Here is a 19,849-nt window from a genome sequence, read left to right as displayed (position 1 = left end):
AACGCTCTGGCCTCTTGTTGGCCGGCGGCGAGGGTGACACAAGTTCGTGACATCTGGGCGATTCCGGGGCGTCAGCGCAGCGCCTCGTAGATGCGGATTGCCAGGTCTTGCGAGATGCCGTCCACCGAAGCCAGGTCCTCGATGCTGGCGCGGGCGACGCCGGAGAAGCCGCCGAAGCGGGCCAGGAGGCGTTGGCGGCGGCGGGCGCCTACGCCTTCTATTTCTTCCAGGCGCGAGACGTTGCGCGTCTTGGCACGGCGGGCGCGCATGCCGGTGATCGCGAAGCGGTGGGCTTCGTCGCGCACCTGGGCGATCAGCATCAGGGCGGCGGATTCGCCGCCTAGCGCGACGGGCGGGCGGCCGTCGGCGAAGACCAGGGTTTCCAGGCCGACCTTGCGCCCTTCTCCTTTTGCCACGCCGACCAGCGTCTGGATGTCCAGGCCCAGTTCCGCGAAGACCTTGCGTGCGACCTCGACCTGGCCCTTGCCGCCGTCGATGAGGACGAGGCCCGGCATCTGCGCGTCGCCGTCGGCGACCTTGGCAAAGCGGCGGGTCAGCACCTGGCGCATCGCGGCGTAGTCGTCGCCGGGCGTGATGCCGGCGATGTTGTAGCGGCGGTACAGCGAGGGCTGCATGTCGTGGTGTTCAAACACCACACAGGACGCCTGGGTGGCTTCGCCGGCAGTGTGGCTGATGTCGAAGCATTCGATGCGCAGGGCGTCCAGCGCGGCTTCGTCCGTGTCCAGATCCAGGGCTTCGGCCAGCGCCAGCGTGCGGGCGGCGCGGGCGCCGGACTCGGTCAGCGCGCGGGCGAGCGCCATCTCGGCGTTCTTGGCGGCCTGTTCCAGCCAGGACCGGCGAGTGCCTTGCGGGCGCGTCAGCACGCGGGACGGCCGGCCGCCGGATTGCTCGACCAGCAGCGTAATCAGCTCAGGATCGGGCAAGGTATGCGAACAGACCAGGATGGGGGGCATCGCGTTGTCGGTGTAATGCTGGGCCACAAAGGCCTCCAGCACCTGCGGCGCGGCCTCGCCCTCGGCGTGCGACGGAAAGAACGGTTTGTCGCCCAGATGGCGGCCGCCGCGCACCATGGCCAGGTTCACGCAGACCTTGCCGCCGGCGATGGCCACCGCAATGATGTCGGTGTCCTCGCCGCTGACGTTTTCCATGGTCTGCTGGTGCAGCACGCGCGCCAGCGATCCCATCTGGTCGCGCAGCGCCGCGGCTTCCTCGAAGCGCAGTTCGGTGGAGGCCTGCAGCATGCGGGCCTCGATCTCGCCCATGACGTCCTTGGCCTCGCCGTTCAGAAAGCGCACGGCCCGGTGCACGTCGCGCTCGTATTCGGCCGCTTCGATCGCGCCGACGCACGGCGCGGAGCAGCGCCCGATCTGATGCAGCAGACAGGGACGCGAGCGGTTCGCAAAGACGCTGTCTTCGCAGGTGCGCAGGCGAAACACCTTCTGCAGGATCTGGATGGTTTCGCGCACCGCCCAGGCGTTGGGGAACGGGCCGAAGAACTGTCCGCGCTTGTTGGTGGCGCCGCGGTAATACGCGATGCGCGGCCATTCATGCCCGGTGATGTGCAGGTATGGATAGGACTTGTCGTCGCGAAACAGAATGTTGTAGCGCGGCTTCAGGCTCTTGATGAGGTTGTTTTCCAGGATCAGCGCTTCGGCTTCCGAGCGCGTCACCGTGACCTCAAGCCGCGCCACCTTCGCCACCATCTGCGCGATGCGCGGGCTGGACAGCGTCTTCTGGAAATACGAAGAGACGCGCTTCTTCAGGTCGCGCGCCTTGCCGACATACATGACCTCGCCGGCCGCATCCAGGTGCCGGTAGACACCCGGCAGATGCGGCAGGTCAGACAGGAACGATTTGAGATTGAAGTCGTCGGGCATTCTGGTAACGGCTTTCGGCTTGCAGGGTGTCCCAATCGGGCGCGTCGAAACGCGGCATCAGGCGCCGGATGCGCGCCACGGACTCGGGCGCATGGTCGAATTCCAGGCGCGCCAGCAGGTCGTCGGCCAGGTCCGGGCGGTTGCACACCAGCACCATGTCGCAGCCGGCGCGCAGCGCGGCGTTGGCGCGGTCCAGGATGTCGCCCGCGACCGAGGCGCCTTCCATCGTCAGGTCGTCCGAGAACACGACGCCATCGTAGCCCAGGCGCTTGCGCAGGATGTCCTGCACCCAGCGCTTGGAAAAACCGGCGGGATGCTTGTCCACCTTGGGGTAGATGACGTGCGCGGGCATGACGGACGGCAGCACGGCGTCGCCCAGCCATGCATAGGGCGCGGCGTCGTCCTTCAGGATTTCATCGAGCGTGCGCGGATCGACCGGGATCTCGTGGTGCGAGTCGGCGCCCACGTAACCGTGGCCGGGGAAGTGCTTGCCGCAGGACGACATGCCGGCCAGCGCCAGGCCCTGAACCAGGGCGCGCGACAGCATCGTCACCACGCGGGGATCGTGGTGGAAGGCGCGGTTGCCGATCACCTTGCTGACGCTGTAGTCCAGGTCCAGCACCGGGGTGAAGCTCATGTCCACGCCGCAGGCGCGCAGCTCGGCGGCCAGGACGTAACCGGCCTCGGTCGCCAGGCGCATGGCCTGCAGGGGATCGGTGTCCCACAGTTCGCCCAGCGCGCGCATCGGGGGCAAGGGCGTGAAGCCGTCCTCGCGGAAGCGCTGCACGCGGCCGCCTTCGTGATCCACCAGGATCAGCAGCGGCTCCTTGCGGGCCTTGTGGATCTGGCGCGTCAGCGCGGTGAGCTGGGCGCGGTTCTCGAAATTGCGGGCAAAAAGAATGACGCCGCCCACCAGCGGGTGGCGCAGGCGCTTCTTTTCCGCCTTGGTGAGCGAATATCCCGCCACATCGACCATCACGGGGCCGGGGGGCAGGACCGCCTTGGATTTTTTCTTGGCCATGGAGGCTGTCCTTGTAACTGGGTGCGGCAAGCCGGCGGGGATGGCCCCGAGTGCAGGGCTTAGGGCTTGCGCTCGACCACCACATACGCGGCGGCCATGTCGGATTCATCGGTAATGGAAACGTGGGCCGCGCCAAACCGGTCAGCGTACCAGCTCAGCAGTTCTGGTGCGATCACCAGCACGGGGCGGCCGCCCGGTGCGTTCAGCGTCTGCACGCGCCGCCACGTCATCGGCATGCGCATGCCCAGCCCGATCGCCTTGGAAAACGCTTCCTTGGCGGCAAAGCGCGTCGCCAGAAAGCGCAGCCCGCGCACCGGGTCGCGGGCGCGGCGGGCGTGGAATTTCAGGAGTTCCTCGGGGCCGAGGATCTTTTCGGCAAACCGGTCGCCGTGACGGGCGAGCGCGCGTTCGATGCGGTCGATGCGCAGAAGGTCCATACCGATGCCGGCAATGGCGCCGGCGGGCGTGGCGGAAGAAGAGTCGGACATCGGCATCGCCTGGCTAGCGGTCAAAACGCGTCATCGGCCCGCGTTCAAAGCCCGCGCAGCGCGTGCAGGCGCGCCTGCACCATCAGCGCCTTCATATCGCGCACGGCCTTTTCCCAGCCGTCGAAGATAGCCTGCGCGACGATGGCGTGGCCGATGTTGAGTTCGGAAATGCCGTCCAGCGCGGCCACCGGCTTGACGTTGCCATAGTGCAGGCCATGGCCGGCGTTCACGCGCAGTCCGTGGCGCAGCCCTTCGGCCACGGCCAGGCGGATGCGTTGCAGTTCCGCTTCGGCGGCTTCGCCCTCGGCTTCGGCGTAGGCGCCGGTGTGCAGTTCGATGACGGGTGCGCCGGCCTTGGCGGCTGCGGCGATCTGGACTGGGTCCGGATCGATGAACAGCGACACGCGGATGCCGGCTTCGGCCAGCAGCGCCACGGCGTCGGATACGGGGCCAAAGGCGCCAGCCACTTCAAGCCCGCCCTCGGTCGTGAGCTCGGTGCGCTTTTCGGGCACCAGGCAGACGTCGCTGGGCTTGACCGCGCAGGCGATCTCCAGCATTTCCGGCGTGACCGCGCATTCCAGGTTCATGCGGGTGCGCAGTTGCGGGCGGATCGCGTAGACGTCGGCGTCCTGGATGTGGCGCCGGTCTTCGCGCAGATGCAGCGTGATCAGGTCGGCGCCAGCATCTTCGGCGCGCAGCGCCGCGGCGATCGGGTCGGGATAAGCCGTATGGCGCTGCTGCCGCAGCGTGGCGACGTGATCAATATTTACACCGAGTTCTATCATTGCACTTTCGTTGTTTCTTCCCAGCCGCCGCCCAGCGCCTTGTACAGCTCCACGCGGTTGATCAGCGCGGCCAGGCCGGTTTGCACGAGCGACAGCTGGGCGTTGAAAAAGTCCACCTGCGCGGTCTGCACCTGCAGGTAGCTGTCGATACCGTTGGTATAACGCAAATTCGACAACTCCAGCGTCCGCGCCGACGAATCCTGCAGCGCGCGCTGGGCGTCAAGCTGCGCCCCGTAGGTGGCCTCGCCCGCCAGCGCGTCCGACACTTCGCGGAACGCTTGCTGGATGGTTTGTTCGTACTGCGCGACGGCGATATTGTCGCGCGCCTTGGCCAGGCTCAGTCCCTCGCGGATGCTGCCGCCGGCAAACAGCGGCGTCGTGATCGACGGCGAGAAGCTCCAGTAGCCCTGCCCGCCCTTGAAGAGGTCGCCCAGCGACGGACTGGCCACGCCCAACAGGCCGGTCAGCGAGATGGTCGGGAAAAACGCCGCGCGCGCCGCGCCGATGTTGGCATTGGCGGACAGCAACTGGTTTTCGGCGGCCGCGATGTCGGGACGACGCTCCAGCAGGTCGGACGGCAGGCCGGACGGCACCGTGGCCAGCAACTGGTCGCGGCCGAACGTGGCCGGCGGGGGCAGCGTGTCGGGCAGCGGCGTGCCCACCACCAGCACCAGCGCGTTCATGGCTTGCGACCGGGCGCGGGCCAGTTGCGCCAGGTCGGCGGAAGCCGTGTCCAGCAGCGACTTGGATTGGTTCAGGTCCAGTTCGGACGCGACGCCGCCATCGAAGCGGCGTTTGACCAGGTCATACGATTCCTGGCGCGAGGCCAGCGTACGCTGCGTCAATTCCAGCTGGACCTCGGCGGCGCGCAGATTGAAATACGACTGCGCGACGGATCCGACCAGCGTGATGTGCACGCTTTTTTGTGCCTGTTCCGTCGACAGGTACTGCTGGTACGCGGCTTCGGACAGGTTGCGCAGGCGGCCGAACAGGTCGATTTCGAAGGTCGTCAGACCAATCCCGGCCTGGTACGAACTGCTGATGGAACTGGAATCGGGACCGCCGGCCCGCATGTTGGCCGGCAGATGCTGACGCTGGCCCTGGATGCCGGCGCCGATGCTGGGCCACTGCGCGCCGCGCTGGATGCCATACTGCGCCCTGGCTTCTTCGACACGCTGGACCGCAACGCGCAGGTCGCGGTTGTTGACCAGCGACAGTTCGATCAACGCCTGCAGGCGCGGGTCGCGGAAAAATTCGCGCCAGCCCAGGTCCGCGGCAGGCGTGCCGGCTTGCGGCATCACGTCGGCGGCGGGCTGCGAGCCCAGCGTGGTGGCGCGCGTATACGCGCCGTACTGCACCTTGGGCTGGTCGGGCCACGCCGGGCTGACCGGCGCGTCGGGACGCTTGTAATCGGGAGCCAGCGAGCAGCCGGCCAACGCCACCGCCACAAAGGCGGACAAGGCGGTCTGTCTGAACATCAGGGCTTTCATTCCTTGCCCTCCTGGCCACCAGTGGGTTGTGCGGGCTGCGGCGTTCCGGGCAAGGACGCCTTTTCGGCCTCCGCCTTCTTGGCAGCCTGTTCTTCCTCGAAGAGACGCTTTTCGGCGCCCAACAGGCGCGGGCGGGTCTTGAAGAGACCCAGCACCACCACGAAGAACGTCGGCACGAAAATCACGGCGAACGGCGTGGCGGCCAGCATGCCGCCCAGCACGCCCAGGCCCACTGCGCGCTGGCTGGCCGCACCGGCGCCGGTGGCCATCGCCAGCGGGATCACGCCCAGGATGAACGCCAGCGACGTCATCAGAATCGGACGGAAACGCAATCGCGCCGCCTCGACCGCGGATTCATAAAGACCCATGCCGCGGGCGTACTGGTCCTTGGCGAACTCCACGATAAGAATGGCGTTCTTGGCCGCCAAGCCGATCACGGTCACCATCCCGACCTGGAAGTACACGTCGTTGGACATGCCCAGCGCGCTGACCAGCGCCACCGCGCCCAGCATGCCCAGCGGCACCACCAGCATGACGGAAATGGGGATGGCCCAGCTTTCGTACAGCGCGGCCAGCACCAGGAACACGACCAGCAGCGACAGGCCCATCAGGATCGGGGCCTGGTTGCCGGCCTGCAATTCCTGGTAGGACAGCCCGGTCCACTCGTAGCCGAAGCCTTGCGGCAACTGCGCGACCAGACGCTGCATTTCTTCCATGGCCTGGCCGGTGGAGTAGCCCGGCGCCGAGGCGCCGCCGATACGCATGGACTCGTAGCTGTTGTAGCGCACCACCTGCACCGGCCCCTGAACCCATTCCGCCGACACGAACGTCGACAGCGGCACCATCCCGCCCTGCCCGTTGCGCGCGTTCAGCTTGAGCACGTCGGACAACTGCATGCGGTACGGCGCATCGGCCTGGACCCAGATGTTCTGCATCCGGCCCATGTTGGGGAACTTGCTGAGATACGCCGAGCCGACAGCGGTGGAAATGAGCGAGGCGGCTTCATTGAAGTCCACGCCCAAAGCGGCCGCCTTGTCGCGGTCGATGTTCAGCGTGAGCTGCGTGCCCGCCGACAGGCCCGTGATGCGGACCTGCGACAGGATCGGGCTCTTCATGGCCTCGCCCATCAGCTGGGCGGTGGCCGCGGCCAGCGCCTCGGTGCCGGCCGCGCCGCGGTCCTGCAGGCGCAGGTCGAAGCCCGTGGCGTTGCCCAGCGACGAAATGGCCGGCGGCACCAGCGTGAACACCTGCGCATCATGGATGCCCATGAGCTGCTTTTCGAAAGCGGTGAACGCAATGGCGCCGGCGGAATCCTGGCGCTCCTTGCGGTCCTTGAAGTCCTTGAGCGTGGTGAACGCAATGGCGGCGTTCAGGCCGTTGCCGTTGAAGCTGTAGCCCTGCACGGCGATGATGTTCTCGACGGCCGGAATGCCCTGGAAGTATTTCTCGACCTGCTCAATCACCTCGACCGTGCGATTGGCGCTCGCGCCGGTGGGCAGCTCGATGTTGCTGACCACATAGCCCTGGTCTTCCTCGGGCAGGAACGACGACGGCAGACGCAGGTACAGCCAGCCCAGCAAGAGGACCAGCACCAGGAACACCAGCATCATCCGGCCGCCCTTGTGCAGGATGCGCGACACCCAGTTCTGGTAGCCGTGGGTGGTGGCGTCGAACTTGCGGTTGAACCAGCCGAAGAAACCCTTCTTGTCCTCGTGGTGGCCCTTGGCCACCGGCTTGAGGATCGTGGCGCACAGCGCCGGCGTGAAGGTCAGCGCCAGCAGTGCCGAGAAGAAGATGGACACGGCCATGGCCACCGAGAACTGACGGTAGATCACGCCCACCGACCCGCTCATGAAGGCCAGCGGCAGGAACACTGTCACCAGCACCAGCGTGATCCCGATGATGGCGCCGCTGATCTGCGGCATGGCCTTCTTGGTGGCCTCCTTGGGCGGCAAGCCCTCGGTCGCCATGATCCGTTCAACGTTTTCGACGACCACGATGGCATCGTCCACCAGAATCCCGATGGCAAGCACCATCGCGAACATGGTCAGCACGTTGATCGAGAATCCAAGCGCCAGCATCACCGCGAACGCCCCCAGCATGGCCACCGGAACGACCAGCGCTGGGATCAGCGTGTAGCGCACGTTCTGCAGGAACAGATACATGACCAGGAACACCAGCACCATGGCTTCAGCCAGCGTGTGCAGCACCTGTTCGATGGACACCTTGACGTAGGGCGCGGTGTCGTACGGCACCGAGTACTGGATGTTGTCCGGGAAGTACTTGGACAGCTCCTGCATCTGGTTGCGCACGCCTTGCGCCGTGGCCAGCGCGTTGGCGTTGGGCGACAGCACAATGGCGAAGGCGGCCGTCGGCTTGCCGTTCAGGCGGGCGCCGAACTGGTAGTTGTCGGCGCCGACCTCGATGCGGGCGACGTCGCGCAGCAGCACCTTGGAGCCGTCGGTATTGGCGCGCAGGACGATCCGGCCGAAGCCGTCGACCGTGCTGAGCTGGCCGTTGGCCGTGACCGTGGCCGTGATGCGCTGCGAATCCGGATTGGGCGGCGCGCCGATGCTGCCGCCGGAGATCAGCACGTTCTGGCCGGCGATGGCGTTATTGACCTCTGACATGCTGAGGTTGAAGCCCACGAGCTTGGCCGGGTCCACCCAGATGCGCATCGCGCGCGGCGCGGCAAAGAGCTGGAACTGGCCCACGCCCGGCACCCGGGACACCGGGTTCTTCACGTTGCGTGTGATGTAGTCGGCCAGGGCCGTCTGGTCCAGCGTGCCGTCCGTGGACGACAGCGTCACAATCATCAGAAAGCCGGTGCTGGTCTGCTCATACTGCAGGCCCTGCTGCTGCACGGCGGCGGGCAACTGGGCGATCACGTTGGACACGCGGTTCTGCACGTCCACCTGTGCCAGGTCGGGATTGGTGCCGGGCGCAAACGTGGCGGTGATGGTCGACGTGCCGTAGGAATCGCTGACCGACTCGTAATAGATCAGGCCCTTGGCGCCGTTGAGCTGGTCTTCGATGATGCTGGTGACCGACTCGGCCACTTCCGGGGCGGACGCGCCCGGGTAGGTGGCCGTGATCGTGATGGCGGGCGGCGCCACATCGGGGTACTGCGCGACCGGCATGTTCGGGATGGCCAACACCCCTGCCAGCAGAATGAAAAGGGCGACTACCCAGGCGAAGATTGGTCGATCGATAAAAAATTGCGGCATGTGGGCTGACTCTGAAAGCGATGCTCACCAAAGAGGAACGCGGCGCTTGCTGCGCCGCGTGCCGCTTACGATTTCTGGCCTGCGGCCTTGTCCTGCTGGGCAGGTTCGGCCGGCTTGGCGCCGGGCTGCGGGGCGGATTCGGCGGGCTTGGCGGCGGGGGCTGCCCCGGGGGCTGCGGCACCCTCAGCGGGCTTGGCGCCAGGCTGCGCGGCTGGCGCGCCGCCCTGTGCAGGCGCCCCGCCCTGTTTCCATTGGCTGACCTGCACCGGCGCGCCGGGGCGGATCTTTTGGAAGCCCTCGACCACCACCACGTCGCCGGCCTTCAGGCCGCTGGTGATCAACCAGTTGTTCTGGAAGGCGCCACCGGTGGTGACCGGCGACTGCGCGATCTTGTTGTCGCGCACCAGCATCAGGCTCTGCTTGCCATCGGCCGTGCGTTGCAGCGCCTGCTGGGGAACCATCAGGGCAACGTCGTCAAAGCCCTGCTCCAGCCGGACGCGCACATACATGCCGGGCAGCAGGATGCCGTCGGGATTGGGGACTTCGGCCCGCAGGTTCACCTGGCCCGTGCTGGGATCCACGGTGATGCCCGTGAACAGCAGCTTGCCGGGGTGATCGTATTCGGAGCCGTCTTCGAGCACGACGGTGGCGCGGGCCGCGTCCTTGCCCACCTGCTGCAGCCGGCCGCTGGCAAAGGCGCGGCGCAGCGCGGCCAGGTCGGCGGTGGACTGCGTGAAGTCGACGTAGATGGGGTCCAGCTGCTGCACCGTGGCCATCTGCGTGGCGGAGGTGGATTCGACCAGCGCGCCTTCGGTGACCAGCGGCTTGCCGATGCGGCCGGTGATCGGCGAGGTGACGTCCGTGTAGCTCAGGTTGATCGCGGCGTTGTCCTGCGCGGCCTTGGCGGCGGCGACGGTGGCGTCGGCCTGGCGGAAGGATGCCACGGCGTTGTCATATTCCTGCTTGCTGACGGCGTTGGCCTTGACCAGCGGGGCATAGCGGTCGGCCAGCAGCTTGGCGCTGAACAGGTTGGCCTGCGCCTGCTTCAACTGCGCAGTTGCCTGATCGTAGGCGGCCTTGTAGGGCGCCGGATCGATCTTGAACAGCAGCTGGTTTTCTTTCACATCGCCGCCCTGCTCGAACGTGATGCGCTGCACGATGCCGGTAACACGGGCGCGGATCTGCGCGTCGCGCACGGCGTCCACGCGGCCGGGCAGTTCAGAGACGATGGGTGCGCGCTGCGGCTGCACGGTGACGACGCTGACCTGGGGCATGCCAGGATTCATCTGGGGCTTTTCACCACAACCCGCCAATATCAGCGCGAGGACGCCACCGGAAACAGCCAGACCCGAAAATCGTTTAGGCGAAAACCGCATTGAAACCCCCGCGTAGCGTAATGAATCGCGTCGTGAAATCGCGTCAGGAACCGCAGCAATCCGAACGTGCCAGGAGGCAGCGATCAAATCATGACCAAGCGTCACCAACGACACATGAATAGCCCAGTAATGTAACTCAGATATTGGGGAAATCACGTACTTTCGGGCAGTTCGGGGGAACTTTCGGGAGTAATTCCGCAACAATCTTTAGCCGGTGGCGAGCTCCCGCAGATTGCCCAGGAATGCGTAGCCCACGCCATGCACCGTGTGCAGCGGCAGCCTTGCGCCCGCAAGGCGGACCTTGGTGCGAAGCCGGCAGATAGCGACGTTGAGCGACCGCATGTTCATGCCGCCACGCAAGGATTTCACTTCGCTGCGGGCCAGTTCGCGGCGCGGGTTCTTCAACAGGCACGCAAAGCAGGCGCGCTCGACCTCGGTGAGATCCAGCCGCACGCCGTTGGGCAGTTGCAGCGTCCAGCCCCAATAGAGCAGGCTCCACCAGCCGTCGACGGGCTCGTGCGCCTGGCTGGAAGACCACGGGCCGGAAGCATTAACACCGGCAGCAACGCCAGCCGTCATGCCAGGAGCCACGCCGGCAGAAACGCCAGCGTGAACGGAAGCAATACCGGGATAAGGAAAGGGAGCGTTCAAGGCGGATCTCCACCAGGACGGCCGGTGGCACGCTTTGGGGCGGCCCGTCCCGGAACAAGGTTGCGGTTTGTCCCGGAAGGCTACCCTCACGGCGGGGTTCTGCGCCCGTCGCCGCTCATCTATCAGACCAATCCGACTTTTACGCCGCCGGATGATCCCGCCGCCCGCTACGAATGATGGGTGCCGTTGCGATGAATGTCGTGCGTGACGAAGCAGCTGTCCTGCGTCGGACGGGCCAGGATGCCCGGCTTTTCAAGCGTGCGGCGGATGTCGGTCAATCCCGACTCCCAGTGCTCGCGCATGGCTTCGGTGCCGAACTCGTAGTCCTTGGAGTACCGCTCGCGGTGCTTGGCCTCGTAGATGAGGTTGATGATGTTGGTGGCCGGCGTGTGCGAAAGCTTGCGGATGTCGGCCAGGTCCGGCGCGTCGCGTTCGCTTTCCGGCAGGCGCTCAAGCAGCCGCTGCAGCCCGTGCCGCAGTTTCAGCACGCGCCGCAGCTGATCGGTGACCAGGCGGGTGCGGCTGGAATACTGGATATCCTTTTGCCGCTCGGCCACCTCTTCGAGCGACGTGGGCAGTTCGCCGCGCGCCGGCCAGAGATCGACCTGGAACGCGAGCGTGTCACGCATGTTTTCGGTGGTCAGCACCTGCGCCAGCGGCGTGTTGGAGACGACGCCGCCGTCCCAATAGTGCTCGCCGCCGATCTCCACCGACGGGAACCCCGGCGGCAAGGCGCCCGAGGCCATGACATGCTCGGGCCCCAGCGTGTGATGCAGGGTGTCGAAATACGCGAAGTTGCCTGAGCGCACGTTCACGGCGCCGAAACTGGCCCGCACCGCGCCGCTGTTGAGCAGCTTGAAATCCACGAACTGGCGCAGGGTGTCGGCCAGCGGCGTGGTGTCGTAGAAGCTGGTGGAAGCGGCGCCGCGGCCCCGCACCAGATAGGGCGGCGGAAAGCGCGGCTTGAAGAAACCGGGCTGGCCGGTCAACAGGGCCTGCATTGCCGAGACCTGCCCGTTCATCGCGGGCGAGCCAAAGCCAAACGGCTGGCCCTCGAACATGCGGGTGAAGGCATCACCCCAGGGCAACGAGGCAAAACCGGTAGGCCGGCAGATGCTTTCCCAGAAGCCGCGCAGGCGGTCGACCCGCTCGTCTTCCGGGGATCCTGCGATGATGGCGGCGTTGATCGACCCGATGGAAATGCCGGAAATCCAGTTGGGCCGGATGCCGGCTTCGTGCAGGCCCTGGTACACCCCCGCCTGGTAGGAACCGAGCGCGCCGCCACCCTGCAGCACGAGCGCGACGGTATCGTAGGGCGGCGTATCGCCGGTGTCTTCGGCCAGGGCCTTGCGGCGAGCGGTCATGCGGCGTCCTCTATCGCTTGGTCTTGTCCGGCACCTGCGGCGTGCCGACGCCGGCGCGGAACGGGTATTTGGCGAAGACCTCCGCCACCACCTTGTCCACGTTCTCCGCCGAACCCGCGCTGTCGGGATTCTGGACCTCGCCCACGGCGACGCCCTCCCAGACCAGTTGCCGCAGCCGCGCATCCACCAGGTCGACGCTCAGCGTGCCTTCGGTGTATTGGTAGACGTCGTCGCCCCAGCCGTAGCCGGGCCAGCCGCCGTAGAAGCCGGTGCGATACCCGTAATACGGGCCCATGGGCGCGAAGCCGGGCGTGACTTCGGTCTGCTGCTGGAGCTTGGCGCCGAAATTCAGAAGCAAATCGGGATTGGTGGCGCTGTACGTATAGCCGCGCATTTCCATCTGGCCGCGGGCCGCGCTCTTGAGCCGTTCGGTCAGCAGCGTGTTGTAGCCGGCCTTGTCCGTCCCCAGCGGAGACATGTAGCCGAACGTCTGATACTGCGCAAAATTTGCCTGGTGGTCGTAATCGCTCTTGACCGTTGGGCCTGAGGCGCAGGCCGCCAGTAATGCCGTCATGGAACCCGCCGTCAGCAATTTCAACGCTTTCATGTCGATCTCTCCGTGAGTTCAAGGCGACCACATAGTGCCGCGAAGCCATCAAAGTTTCAACAGAATCTCATTCGCAACCACCAAAATTCCAGGCAAGATCACGCGATGCCGCGCTTGCCGCCAGATTGGGGGTGCCTGTTCACCGGCGCGTCCGGACTGCCGTGGCCGTGCAGGACGACTTCCACGCCGCGCAGGACCACTTCCCCAACGCCCCGCGCGCCGGGTCCATTACACTTCCGGTCGCTTCCGGCCATCCCTACAGACACGCCCATGCTTGAACTCGACGGCTCCATTTGGTTTCGCTCCGGCGCCCAGACCTGGGGCGGCAAGAACCGCATTGATCTGCTGGCGCAGATCGACGCGACCGGATCGATCACGGCGGCGGCGCGCGCCGTGGGCATGAGCTACAAGGGCGCGTGGGACGCGATCGACGCCATGAACAACCTGGCCGGCGAACCGCTGGTGCTGCGCGCGGCGGGCGGCAAGGGCGGCGGCGGTACGCAGCTGACGGACCGGGCGCGCCGCCTGATCACGACCTTCCGGGCGCTTGAAGTCGAACACCGCAAGTTCATGGACAACCTGACGCGCGCGGGGCTGGATGCCAGCGGCGACATCGACCTGATGAGGCGTTTCATGCTCAAGACCAGCGCACGCAACAAGTTTCTGGGCACCGTCATCGAGATCCGCGAAGGCGCCGTCAACGATGAAGTGGTGCTGCGCATCGCCGGCGGCCACGCGGTCACGGCCACCATCACCCGCGAAAGCACCAAAGAGCTGGGCCTTGCGCCCGGCAAGGAAGCCATCGCGCTGGTCAAGGCGTCGTCGGTCATCGTCGGCGCGCCGGGGCCGGGACTGCGCCTGTCGGCGCGCAACCAGCTGCAGGGGCGCATTACTGATCTGCGCCCGGGCGCCGTCAACAGCGAAATCCTGATTGCCATGGACGGCGGCGCCACGCTGGCGGCCATCGTCACGAACGAGAGCGCCGCAGACCTGAAGCTGGATGTCGGCGCCGAGGCGGTGGCGATCTTCAAGGCGTCCAGCGTGATTCTCGGCGTGCTGGACTGACTTCTGCAGTCGCGGCGGCCTTCACCCAAGTCCGGCCGTCAGGTGAATCAGGCCTTCACCATGTTGATTACAGTCCCACGTTCTCGTCGTGGCGCCCCACCCTGCCCTCGCGCACCTCGAACACCTCGTCGGCCAGGGCCTCCACGTCCGCGGGATCGTGCGTGATCAGCAGCATCGGCACATCCAGCTGCCGCTGCAACGCATCCAGTTCCTGCCGCATCTTGCCGCGCAACTGCGAGTCCAGCGCGGAAAACGGTTCGTCCAGCAGCAGGATGTCGGGCTGCAGCATCAGCGCCCGCGCCAGCGCGACGCGCTGCTTCTGCCCGCCCGAAATCTCGTTGGGATAGCTGCCGACGATGGCGCCCAGTTCAAAGGCGTCGACCCAGCGCTGCGCCTCGCGCGTCACCTCGCGGCGTGGCGGATTGAGCCAACCGCCGCGCAGGCCGAATGCGATGTTCTGCGCCACGGTCAGATGGGGAAACAGCGCGTAGTCCTGGAACAGGTACGCCACGCGGCGCGATCGCGCCGGCAGGTTGATGCCCGACTCGCTGTCGAACAGCACCCGTCCATTGATGACGATGCGCCCGGCGTCGGGGCGCAGCAATCCGGCCACGGCCCGCAAGGTCAGGCTCTTGCCCGCGCCCGAGGGCCCGAACAGCGCGATGCGTTTGGCGGCCGACTTGAACTGCACGTCGAGTTCGAATTTGCGGTCGCCCGACACCATATGCTTGCGCACGGCAAGGTCGATACTCATTGCCCGCCTCCGTTGCGCTGGCCAGCGCCGATGGGCACCAGCTTGCCGGCGGCCAGCAGCACGACGATGCAGGTGATGGATGTGACCAGCACCAGCATGTTGGCGGTGGCGTCATCGCCCGCCTGCACCGCTTCGTAGATGGCGACCGACAGCGTCTGCGTGCGGCCCGGCAGGTTGCCGGCGATCATCAGCGTGGCGCCGAATTCGCCCAGCGCCCGCGCAAACGCCAGCAGCACGCCGGCCGCGATGCCGCGGGCAGCCAGCGGCAAGGTGACGCGAAAGAACACGCCCGCCTCGCCCACGCCCAGCACGCGTGCCGCGTTTTCAAGCTGGCCATCCACGTTTTCAAACGCGGCCCGCGCCGACTTGAACACAAGCGGAAAAGCCACCACCGACGCCGCGATCACGGCGCCCTGCCATGTGAAGACCAGCTCGATATTCCAGCGCGCCAACGTCTCGCCGATGATGCCGCGCCGGCCCAGCAGCACCAGCAGGTAGTAACCCAGCACGGTCGGCGGCAGCACCAGCGGCAGCGTGAGGATGGCGTCCAACAGGTCGCGGCCGGGCCAGCGCCAGCGCGACAGGCCGTACGCCGCAGCCGTGCCGGCCACGGTCGCCAAAAGCGTCGCCCAACCGGCCACTTTCAGGGAAAGCAGCAGCGGGACCCAGACCGGATCACTCATCGATACCTACGATTCAACAAAGACTCAGGGCTTCTGAAAGCCGAAACGCGACAGTATCGCCTGCCCGGCGGGCGACATGACATAGGCCACGAAGCTTTCGGCTTCCTTGGCCGCGGCCTCGCGTGTGGTCAACGCAATCGGATAGGTCACGGGCGTGGTCGACGGCACGCGCACGGCGACGTTGACCTTGCCCGGCATGATGGCCGCGTCGGTCGCGAACACGAAGCCCGCATCGACCTCGCCGCGTGCCACATAGTCCAGGCTTTGGCGCACGTTCTGCGCCAGCACGCTCTTGGCCTGCACGGCGTCCCACAGACCCTCGGCCTGCAGCGCAGCCTGCGTATAGCGGCCGACCGGCACCGAGGCCGGATTGCCGTAAGCAATGCGCTTGACCTCGTCGCGCTCCAGGTCCTTGAGCGACTTGATGCCCGCCTTGCTGTCGGTCGGAACGATCAGCACGATCTGGTTGGCCGCGAAGTCCACGCGGGTGGCGGGCTTGACGGCCTTTTCCTCGACCGCCTTGTCCATCGCCTTCTGGTCGGCGGACGCGAATACATCCGCGGGCGCGCCCTTCACGATCTGCTGCAAGAGCACGTCGGAGGCGCCGAAGTTCAGGACCACCTTGGTGCCGGCATGTTCCTTTTCAAAGCCCTGCGCCACTTCCTTAAAGGCATTGGTCAGGCTGGCGGCGGCCGACACCACGATTTCTCCGGCGCTGGCATTGGCGCTCCAGGCGGCGAGCGCCACGGTCAGCGCCACGAGCGGGCGTTTGTGCAACATGTATTTCTCCTGTGGATGGCGGCGTGTCAGGATCGAAATATATCCAGGTATATAACGGTCGTCAATTTCGCTCGCCACAGGGGTTTATGAAATATCAAGGGAGACGCCGGGCGGCGGAATCAGCCGCGGTCGACAGTGGTGACGTGCACGGACTCGGGCGCCAGCGCAACGCGCAGAAAGTCCAACGCGGTTTCGGGCCGGGCCGCGCCGCACATGAAGATGTCCAGGGCCGCGAAGCAGTGCTCCGGCCAGGAATGGATGCTGATATGGGATTCGCTGAGCAGGATCACGCCGGTTACCCCCGCCCCTTCCCCGAAATGATGGAAATGGGTGCTCAGCACCTGCGCCCCGGCCGCGCGCGCCGCCGCGGTCATGTGCCGTTCCAGCGCCTGCGCGTCGGTCAGGAGGTCTGGCGCCACGCCGCGGAAGTCCGCCAGCACGTGCCGGCCCGGTGTCCCGTACACGGTCACTTGTGGGATCCGCCCGAGGACCAGCCCGAGCCGCCCGAGGAGCTGCTGCCCCAACTGCTGCTACTGCTGCCGCCGGAGAGGCGCGTGCCCGGCGCACTGGCGCTTGTGGTGGCCAGCACGACCACCATCGCGTACATGGCATACAACAACTTGCCCTTCATCTATTCGTCCTCGCCTGTCAGCATGTCGGCCAGCATGGCCGGTAGCCAGAGAAACACCATCCCGATCAAAACCGGAATGAAGCGGCCGGCAAAAATATTGTTGAAGTTCAGGAACACCATCGCGATCAGCGCGCCCTTGGCCCATTTGCGATAGCCGCCCCCGCCCTTGGCCGACGCCATCCGCATCGCCTTCTGGCGATTGAGCTCCGGGCGGTCGAACCACTGCGCCAGTTGCGCCGGCGACACCGGCGCCGACGCCGACCAGCCCAGTTCCTTGTCGGCCAGTTCGCGGGTCAGCTTCAACGTGCCGACCTGGTAATCCGTGATCTGCGTGCTGTCGCCCACCTTGACGCGCCAGTTGAACGCGCCCAGCGCCATTTCAACGCGCGAGGTGTAGTCGTACAGCTTCTGGTACACCCGGTTGCGCCAGCGCACGCTGGTGGCGTTGTTGTGGCTGGGCCAGGTGTCGCAGACCTGCACGCGTTCCCAACCCTCGTCGGACTCCACCAGCCAGACGAACCCCTTGGCCGGGTTGAACAGCAGGTATTCCATCCAGCTTGAAGGTTCTTCGGGATCGGGATCGGCGCACTTCATCATGCCGATCAGCGTGAAGTCGGCGCCTTCCATCTTGGCGACCGAGCCCAGCGGCAACGTGGCGCGGATCTTCTGCACCTTGCGCGCCTTTTCGATGACCTCGGCCGTGGGGCCCGAGCAGTCGACGGCGGCGGCGCACGACGGGCAAACGACATTCGTGGCCATGGCGGCCACGAAGGAGATCGGCGCGCCGCAGTTCGGGCAGTCCAGCGCCTTGATCTGGCCGCGGAAGCGTCCCGCGGTTTCCTCGACCTGTTCTTTGGTGCGCAACGAGCCCGCCTGCATGGCGGACAGGTCGAACGCCTTGCCGATATAGAGTTCGGGCTGCGGACCGTCGGAGAAATCCAGCGTCAGGAACGCGTCCAGGCTGCGGTAGTCGGCCACCTTGGCCTGCCAGCCGTCGCCCGGCACGAAGGGCAGCTCGCCCTGCGCGCCGCCTGCCTGGCTGGTGCGCACGTCCGCCGCCACGAAGCGCTGGCCGTCCAGTTTCAGTTCGTCGCCGGGCGAGATGCTGTCGAACGCCGGCATCTCCTGTACGGACTTGACCTTGCGGCGTCGCGTGACGGCATACTGGCCCGAGGCGTCCGACAGCCAGCCGTCGGATGCGTCATCGAACCACACGTACCACTCGTTCCAGAAGCCCTCGTCAAAGCGCATCTGGATGCGGCCGATGACGTCAAAGCGCTTGCCGTCATAGGTGCCCGTCGCGCCCAGGCACAGCGGCGAATAGTCCTCAAGGACATCGGCCGCCTCGCCGATGCGCCTGACCGACTCGGCATCCTTGAGCAAGGTGCTGCGGCAGGCGCCGCAGACCGCCATGACGGAGGCCGCGGACGTGAACTTGACTGGGGCGCCGCACTGCGGACACAGAACCTGCTGCATGGGGCCTTAGCTGGTGAGTTTCTTCAGCACCTCGGCCTTGGCCGAGTCGTAGTCCGCCGCCGTGATGAGGCCCTTGTCCAGCAGGTCTTTCAATTGCTGCAGGCGCTGCACCGGATCGGCCTGCGCGGGCTGAGCGGCGGGTTGTTGCGGCGGCTGCTGTTGGGCCGGCTGCTGTTGGGCCGGCTGCTGCGGCTGGCCCTGAGATACGCCCAGCCCCTGCGCCATCGTCTGGCCCAGCGCCGCGCCGGCCGCCAGGCCCGCCCCGATGCCGGCAATTCCGCCTTCGTTCTGCGCGGCCAGCGGAATCGACGTCGCCGTCTGATACTGCGTGAACTTGCCCAGGTCGCCGGCCATGCCCATCGAAATCCGGGTGTCCAGCGCCTTCTGCAGCTCTTCGGGCAACGACACGTTCTCGACCGTGAAGTTGTCCAGCTTGACGCCGTAGCGGTCGAACACGGGCGCGAGCTGTTCGGCGATGCTCTGCGACATCAGGCCCTGGTTGCCGGCGATGTCCAGGAACGGCACCTTGGAACTGCCCAGGGCGGTCGTCATGGCGGCCACGACCATATTGCGCAGTTGCGCTTCAAGGTCGTCCACGGTGTACACGTCGCGCGTGCCGCTGATTTCGCGGTAGAACTTGCCGGGATCGGATATCTGGTACGAATACACGCCAAACGCACGCAGACGCACCATGCCGAATTCGCTGTCGCGCAACGTCACCGGCTGCGCCGTGCCCCAGCGCCGGCCCAACTGCAGGCGGGTGCTGAAAAAGATGACGTCCGACTTGAAGGGCGACTCGAACAGTTTGTCCCAGTTCTTCAGGTAGGTCAGGATCGGCAGCGTCTGCGTCGTCAGCTTGTACATGCCGGGGCCGAACACGTCGGCCACCTTGCCTTCGTTGACGAACACCGCCATCTGCGATTCCCGCACGGTCAGGCTGGCGCCGTACTGGATTTCGAAATCCTGCATCGGATGGCGCCAGGCGAGCACGCCGTCGCGATCCTCGTTCCATTGCAGGATGTCGATGAACTGCTTGCGAATGAATGAACCGAGACTCATGGAAAGTCCTCCTGTGTCAGATCGGAGAGTGCGCGCCGCTCAGGTCAGGCAGGCGGCGTTGACGATGCCGGCCGACAGCGAAATCGCGCCGATCAGGCCGCCCATGGCGATGTTGTTTTCGGCGATGGCGTCGGTCATGCCGCGTATGGCCTTGGACACCACCGCGTAGACGACGATCTGCACGATCATCGCCGCCACGCCCCAGACCACGAACATGACGAAGCTGGCGTGGACCGCGATGCTGGAACACAGGGTCAGGCTGAAGCCGACCAGCGCGCCGCCATAGGACAGGGCGGCGGCAATGTTGCCCTCGCGGATGAGGTCGAATTCCTTGTAGTGCGTGATGGCCGTGTAGACCGCCGTAAAAACGCCCAGCATGACAAGCGCCGAGACGATATAGATCAGATAGGTCACCGCCGGATGCATTGCTTCTCCCATTGCCAGCCTCCCAATTGCGCGCAGTATATACGTCGCGTTCGATATACTGCGAACGC

At 66.0% G+C, this 19,849-nt stretch carries 19 protein-coding genes; 1 reads left to right on the top strand and 18 read right to left on the bottom strand.

Annotation, left to right across the window (positions count from 1 at the left end; translation table 11 throughout):
* Positions 1 to 71: 71 nt before the first annotated feature.
* From uvrC to AC6CIE_RS01930, 10 genes are all read right to left on the bottom strand, one after another.
* A complete protein-coding gene (gene uvrC / locus AC6CIE_RS01975) occupies positions 72 to 1,898 on the bottom strand; it encodes an excinuclease ABC subunit UvrC (RefSeq protein WP_452001169.1) in 1,827 nt (608 codons plus the stop codon).
* Entirely contained in the window at positions 1,861 to 2,919 is a 1,059-nt protein-coding gene (nagZ, locus tag AC6CIE_RS01970) for a beta-N-acetylhexosaminidase (RefSeq protein WP_218344647.1), read from the bottom strand. The genes uvrC and nagZ overlap by 38 nt, the downstream gene beginning before the upstream one ends.
* 59 nt (positions 2,920 to 2,978) lie before the next feature.
* The gene (gene acpS, locus AC6CIE_RS01965) at positions 2,979 to 3,413 is read right to left on the bottom strand and encodes a holo-ACP synthase (RefSeq protein ID WP_370633063.1); all 435 of its coding nucleotides are present in this window, start codon (positions 3,411 to 3,413) and stop codon (positions 2,979 to 2,981) included.
* Positions 3,414 to 3,451: 38 nt separating this feature from the next.
* Positions 3,452 to 4,192, bottom strand: coding sequence for a pyridoxine 5'-phosphate synthase (pdxJ, locus tag AC6CIE_RS01960; RefSeq protein ID WP_175138101.1), 741 nt, complete (start codon positions 4,190 to 4,192; stop codon positions 3,452 to 3,454).
* On the bottom strand, positions 4,189 to 5,682 hold the full coding sequence (locus tag AC6CIE_RS01955) for an efflux transporter outer membrane subunit (protein WP_175123626.1): 1,494 nt from the start codon (positions 5,680 to 5,682) through the stop codon (positions 4,189 to 4,191). The genes pdxJ and AC6CIE_RS01955 overlap by 4 nt, the downstream gene beginning before the upstream one ends.
* Entirely contained in the window at positions 5,679 to 8,909 is a 3,231-nt protein-coding gene (locus AC6CIE_RS01950; protein WP_175123627.1) for a multidrug efflux RND transporter permease subunit, read from the bottom strand. The genes AC6CIE_RS01955 and AC6CIE_RS01950 overlap by 4 nt, the downstream gene beginning before the upstream one ends.
* A gap of 65 nt (positions 8,910 to 8,974) precedes the next feature.
* A complete protein-coding gene (locus tag AC6CIE_RS01945) occupies positions 8,975 to 10,285 on the bottom strand; it encodes an efflux RND transporter periplasmic adaptor subunit (RefSeq protein ID WP_175123628.1) in 1,311 nt (436 codons plus the stop codon).
* Between the two features lie 207 nt (positions 10,286 to 10,492).
* Entirely contained in the window at positions 10,493 to 10,864 is a 372-nt protein-coding gene (locus AC6CIE_RS01940) for a helix-turn-helix domain-containing protein (protein WP_218344646.1), read from the bottom strand.
* Positions 10,865 to 11,103: 239 nt separating this feature from the next.
* Positions 11,104 to 12,300 carry a patatin-like phospholipase family protein gene (locus AC6CIE_RS01935; protein ID WP_279974309.1) on the bottom strand — a complete coding sequence of 399 codons (1,197 nt, stop codon included), beginning with the start codon at positions 12,298 to 12,300 and terminating at the stop codon, positions 11,104 to 11,106.
* A gap of 10 nt (positions 12,301 to 12,310) precedes the next feature.
* Positions 12,311 to 12,907 (bottom strand): DUF4136 domain-containing protein, encoded by a 597-nt coding sequence (locus tag AC6CIE_RS01930; RefSeq protein ID WP_498090928.1) that lies wholly within the window; start codon positions 12,905 to 12,907, stop codon positions 12,311 to 12,313.
* Between the two features lie 270 nt (positions 12,908 to 13,177).
* On the opposite strand from AC6CIE_RS01930, the gene AC6CIE_RS01925 reads away from it, so the two are divergent.
* Positions 13,178 to 13,972 (top strand): TOBE domain-containing protein, encoded by a 795-nt coding sequence (locus AC6CIE_RS01925; RefSeq protein WP_175138097.1) that lies wholly within the window; start codon positions 13,178 to 13,180, stop codon positions 13,970 to 13,972.
* Positions 13,973 to 14,039: 67 nt separating this feature from the next.
* On the opposite strand, the gene AC6CIE_RS01920 is transcribed toward AC6CIE_RS01925, so the two are convergent.
* The 8 genes from AC6CIE_RS01920 to AC6CIE_RS01885 all read right to left on the bottom strand — a co-directional run bounded on the left by AC6CIE_RS01920 (position 14,040) and on the right by AC6CIE_RS01885 (position 19,781).
* A complete protein-coding gene (locus AC6CIE_RS01920) occupies positions 14,040 to 14,726 on the bottom strand; it encodes an ATP-binding cassette domain-containing protein (RefSeq protein ID WP_495601252.1) in 687 nt (228 codons plus the stop codon).
* Complete coding sequence (gene modB, locus AC6CIE_RS01915; protein ID WP_498090926.1) at positions 14,723 to 15,409, bottom strand: molybdate ABC transporter permease subunit; 687 nt, start codon at positions 15,407 to 15,409, stop codon at positions 14,723 to 14,725. The genes AC6CIE_RS01920 and modB overlap by 4 nt, the downstream gene beginning before the upstream one ends.
* 24 nt (positions 15,410 to 15,433) lie before the next feature.
* Entirely contained in the window at positions 15,434 to 16,189 is a 756-nt protein-coding gene (modA, locus tag AC6CIE_RS01910) for a molybdate ABC transporter substrate-binding protein (protein ID WP_498090924.1), read from the bottom strand.
* A 119-nt stretch (positions 16,190 to 16,308) separates the two neighbouring features.
* Positions 16,309 to 16,659, bottom strand: a complete 351-nt coding sequence (speD, locus tag AC6CIE_RS01905; RefSeq protein ID WP_175123636.1) for an adenosylmethionine decarboxylase — start codon at positions 16,657 to 16,659, stop codon at positions 16,309 to 16,311.
* A complete protein-coding gene (locus tag AC6CIE_RS01900; protein WP_175138093.1) occupies positions 16,656 to 16,820 on the bottom strand; it encodes a hypothetical protein in 165 nt (54 codons plus the stop codon). Before AC6CIE_RS01900 ends, speD begins: the two co-directional genes overlap by 4 nt.
* On the bottom strand, positions 16,821 to 18,296 hold the full coding sequence (locus AC6CIE_RS01895) for a DUF4178 domain-containing protein (protein WP_481145284.1): 1,476 nt from the start codon (positions 18,294 to 18,296) through the stop codon (positions 16,821 to 16,823).
* Positions 18,297 to 18,302: 6 nt separating this feature from the next.
* Complete coding sequence (locus AC6CIE_RS01890; RefSeq protein ID WP_498090922.1) at positions 18,303 to 19,355, bottom strand: SPFH domain-containing protein; 1,053 nt, start codon at positions 19,353 to 19,355, stop codon at positions 18,303 to 18,305.
* Positions 19,356 to 19,394: 39 nt separating this feature from the next.
* Positions 19,395 to 19,781: a DUF350 domain-containing protein gene (locus AC6CIE_RS01885; RefSeq protein ID WP_175123704.1), complete on the bottom strand. Its 387-nt coding sequence runs from the start codon at positions 19,779 to 19,781 to the stop codon at positions 19,395 to 19,397.
* Between the last annotated feature and the right edge of the window lie 68 nt (positions 19,782 to 19,849).

The organism is Achromobacter sp. GQ309 (assembly GCF_059759315.1).
The sequence above is the reverse complement of the archived record's forward strand: the minus strand, read 5'-3'. Positions and strand labels throughout refer to the sequence as shown.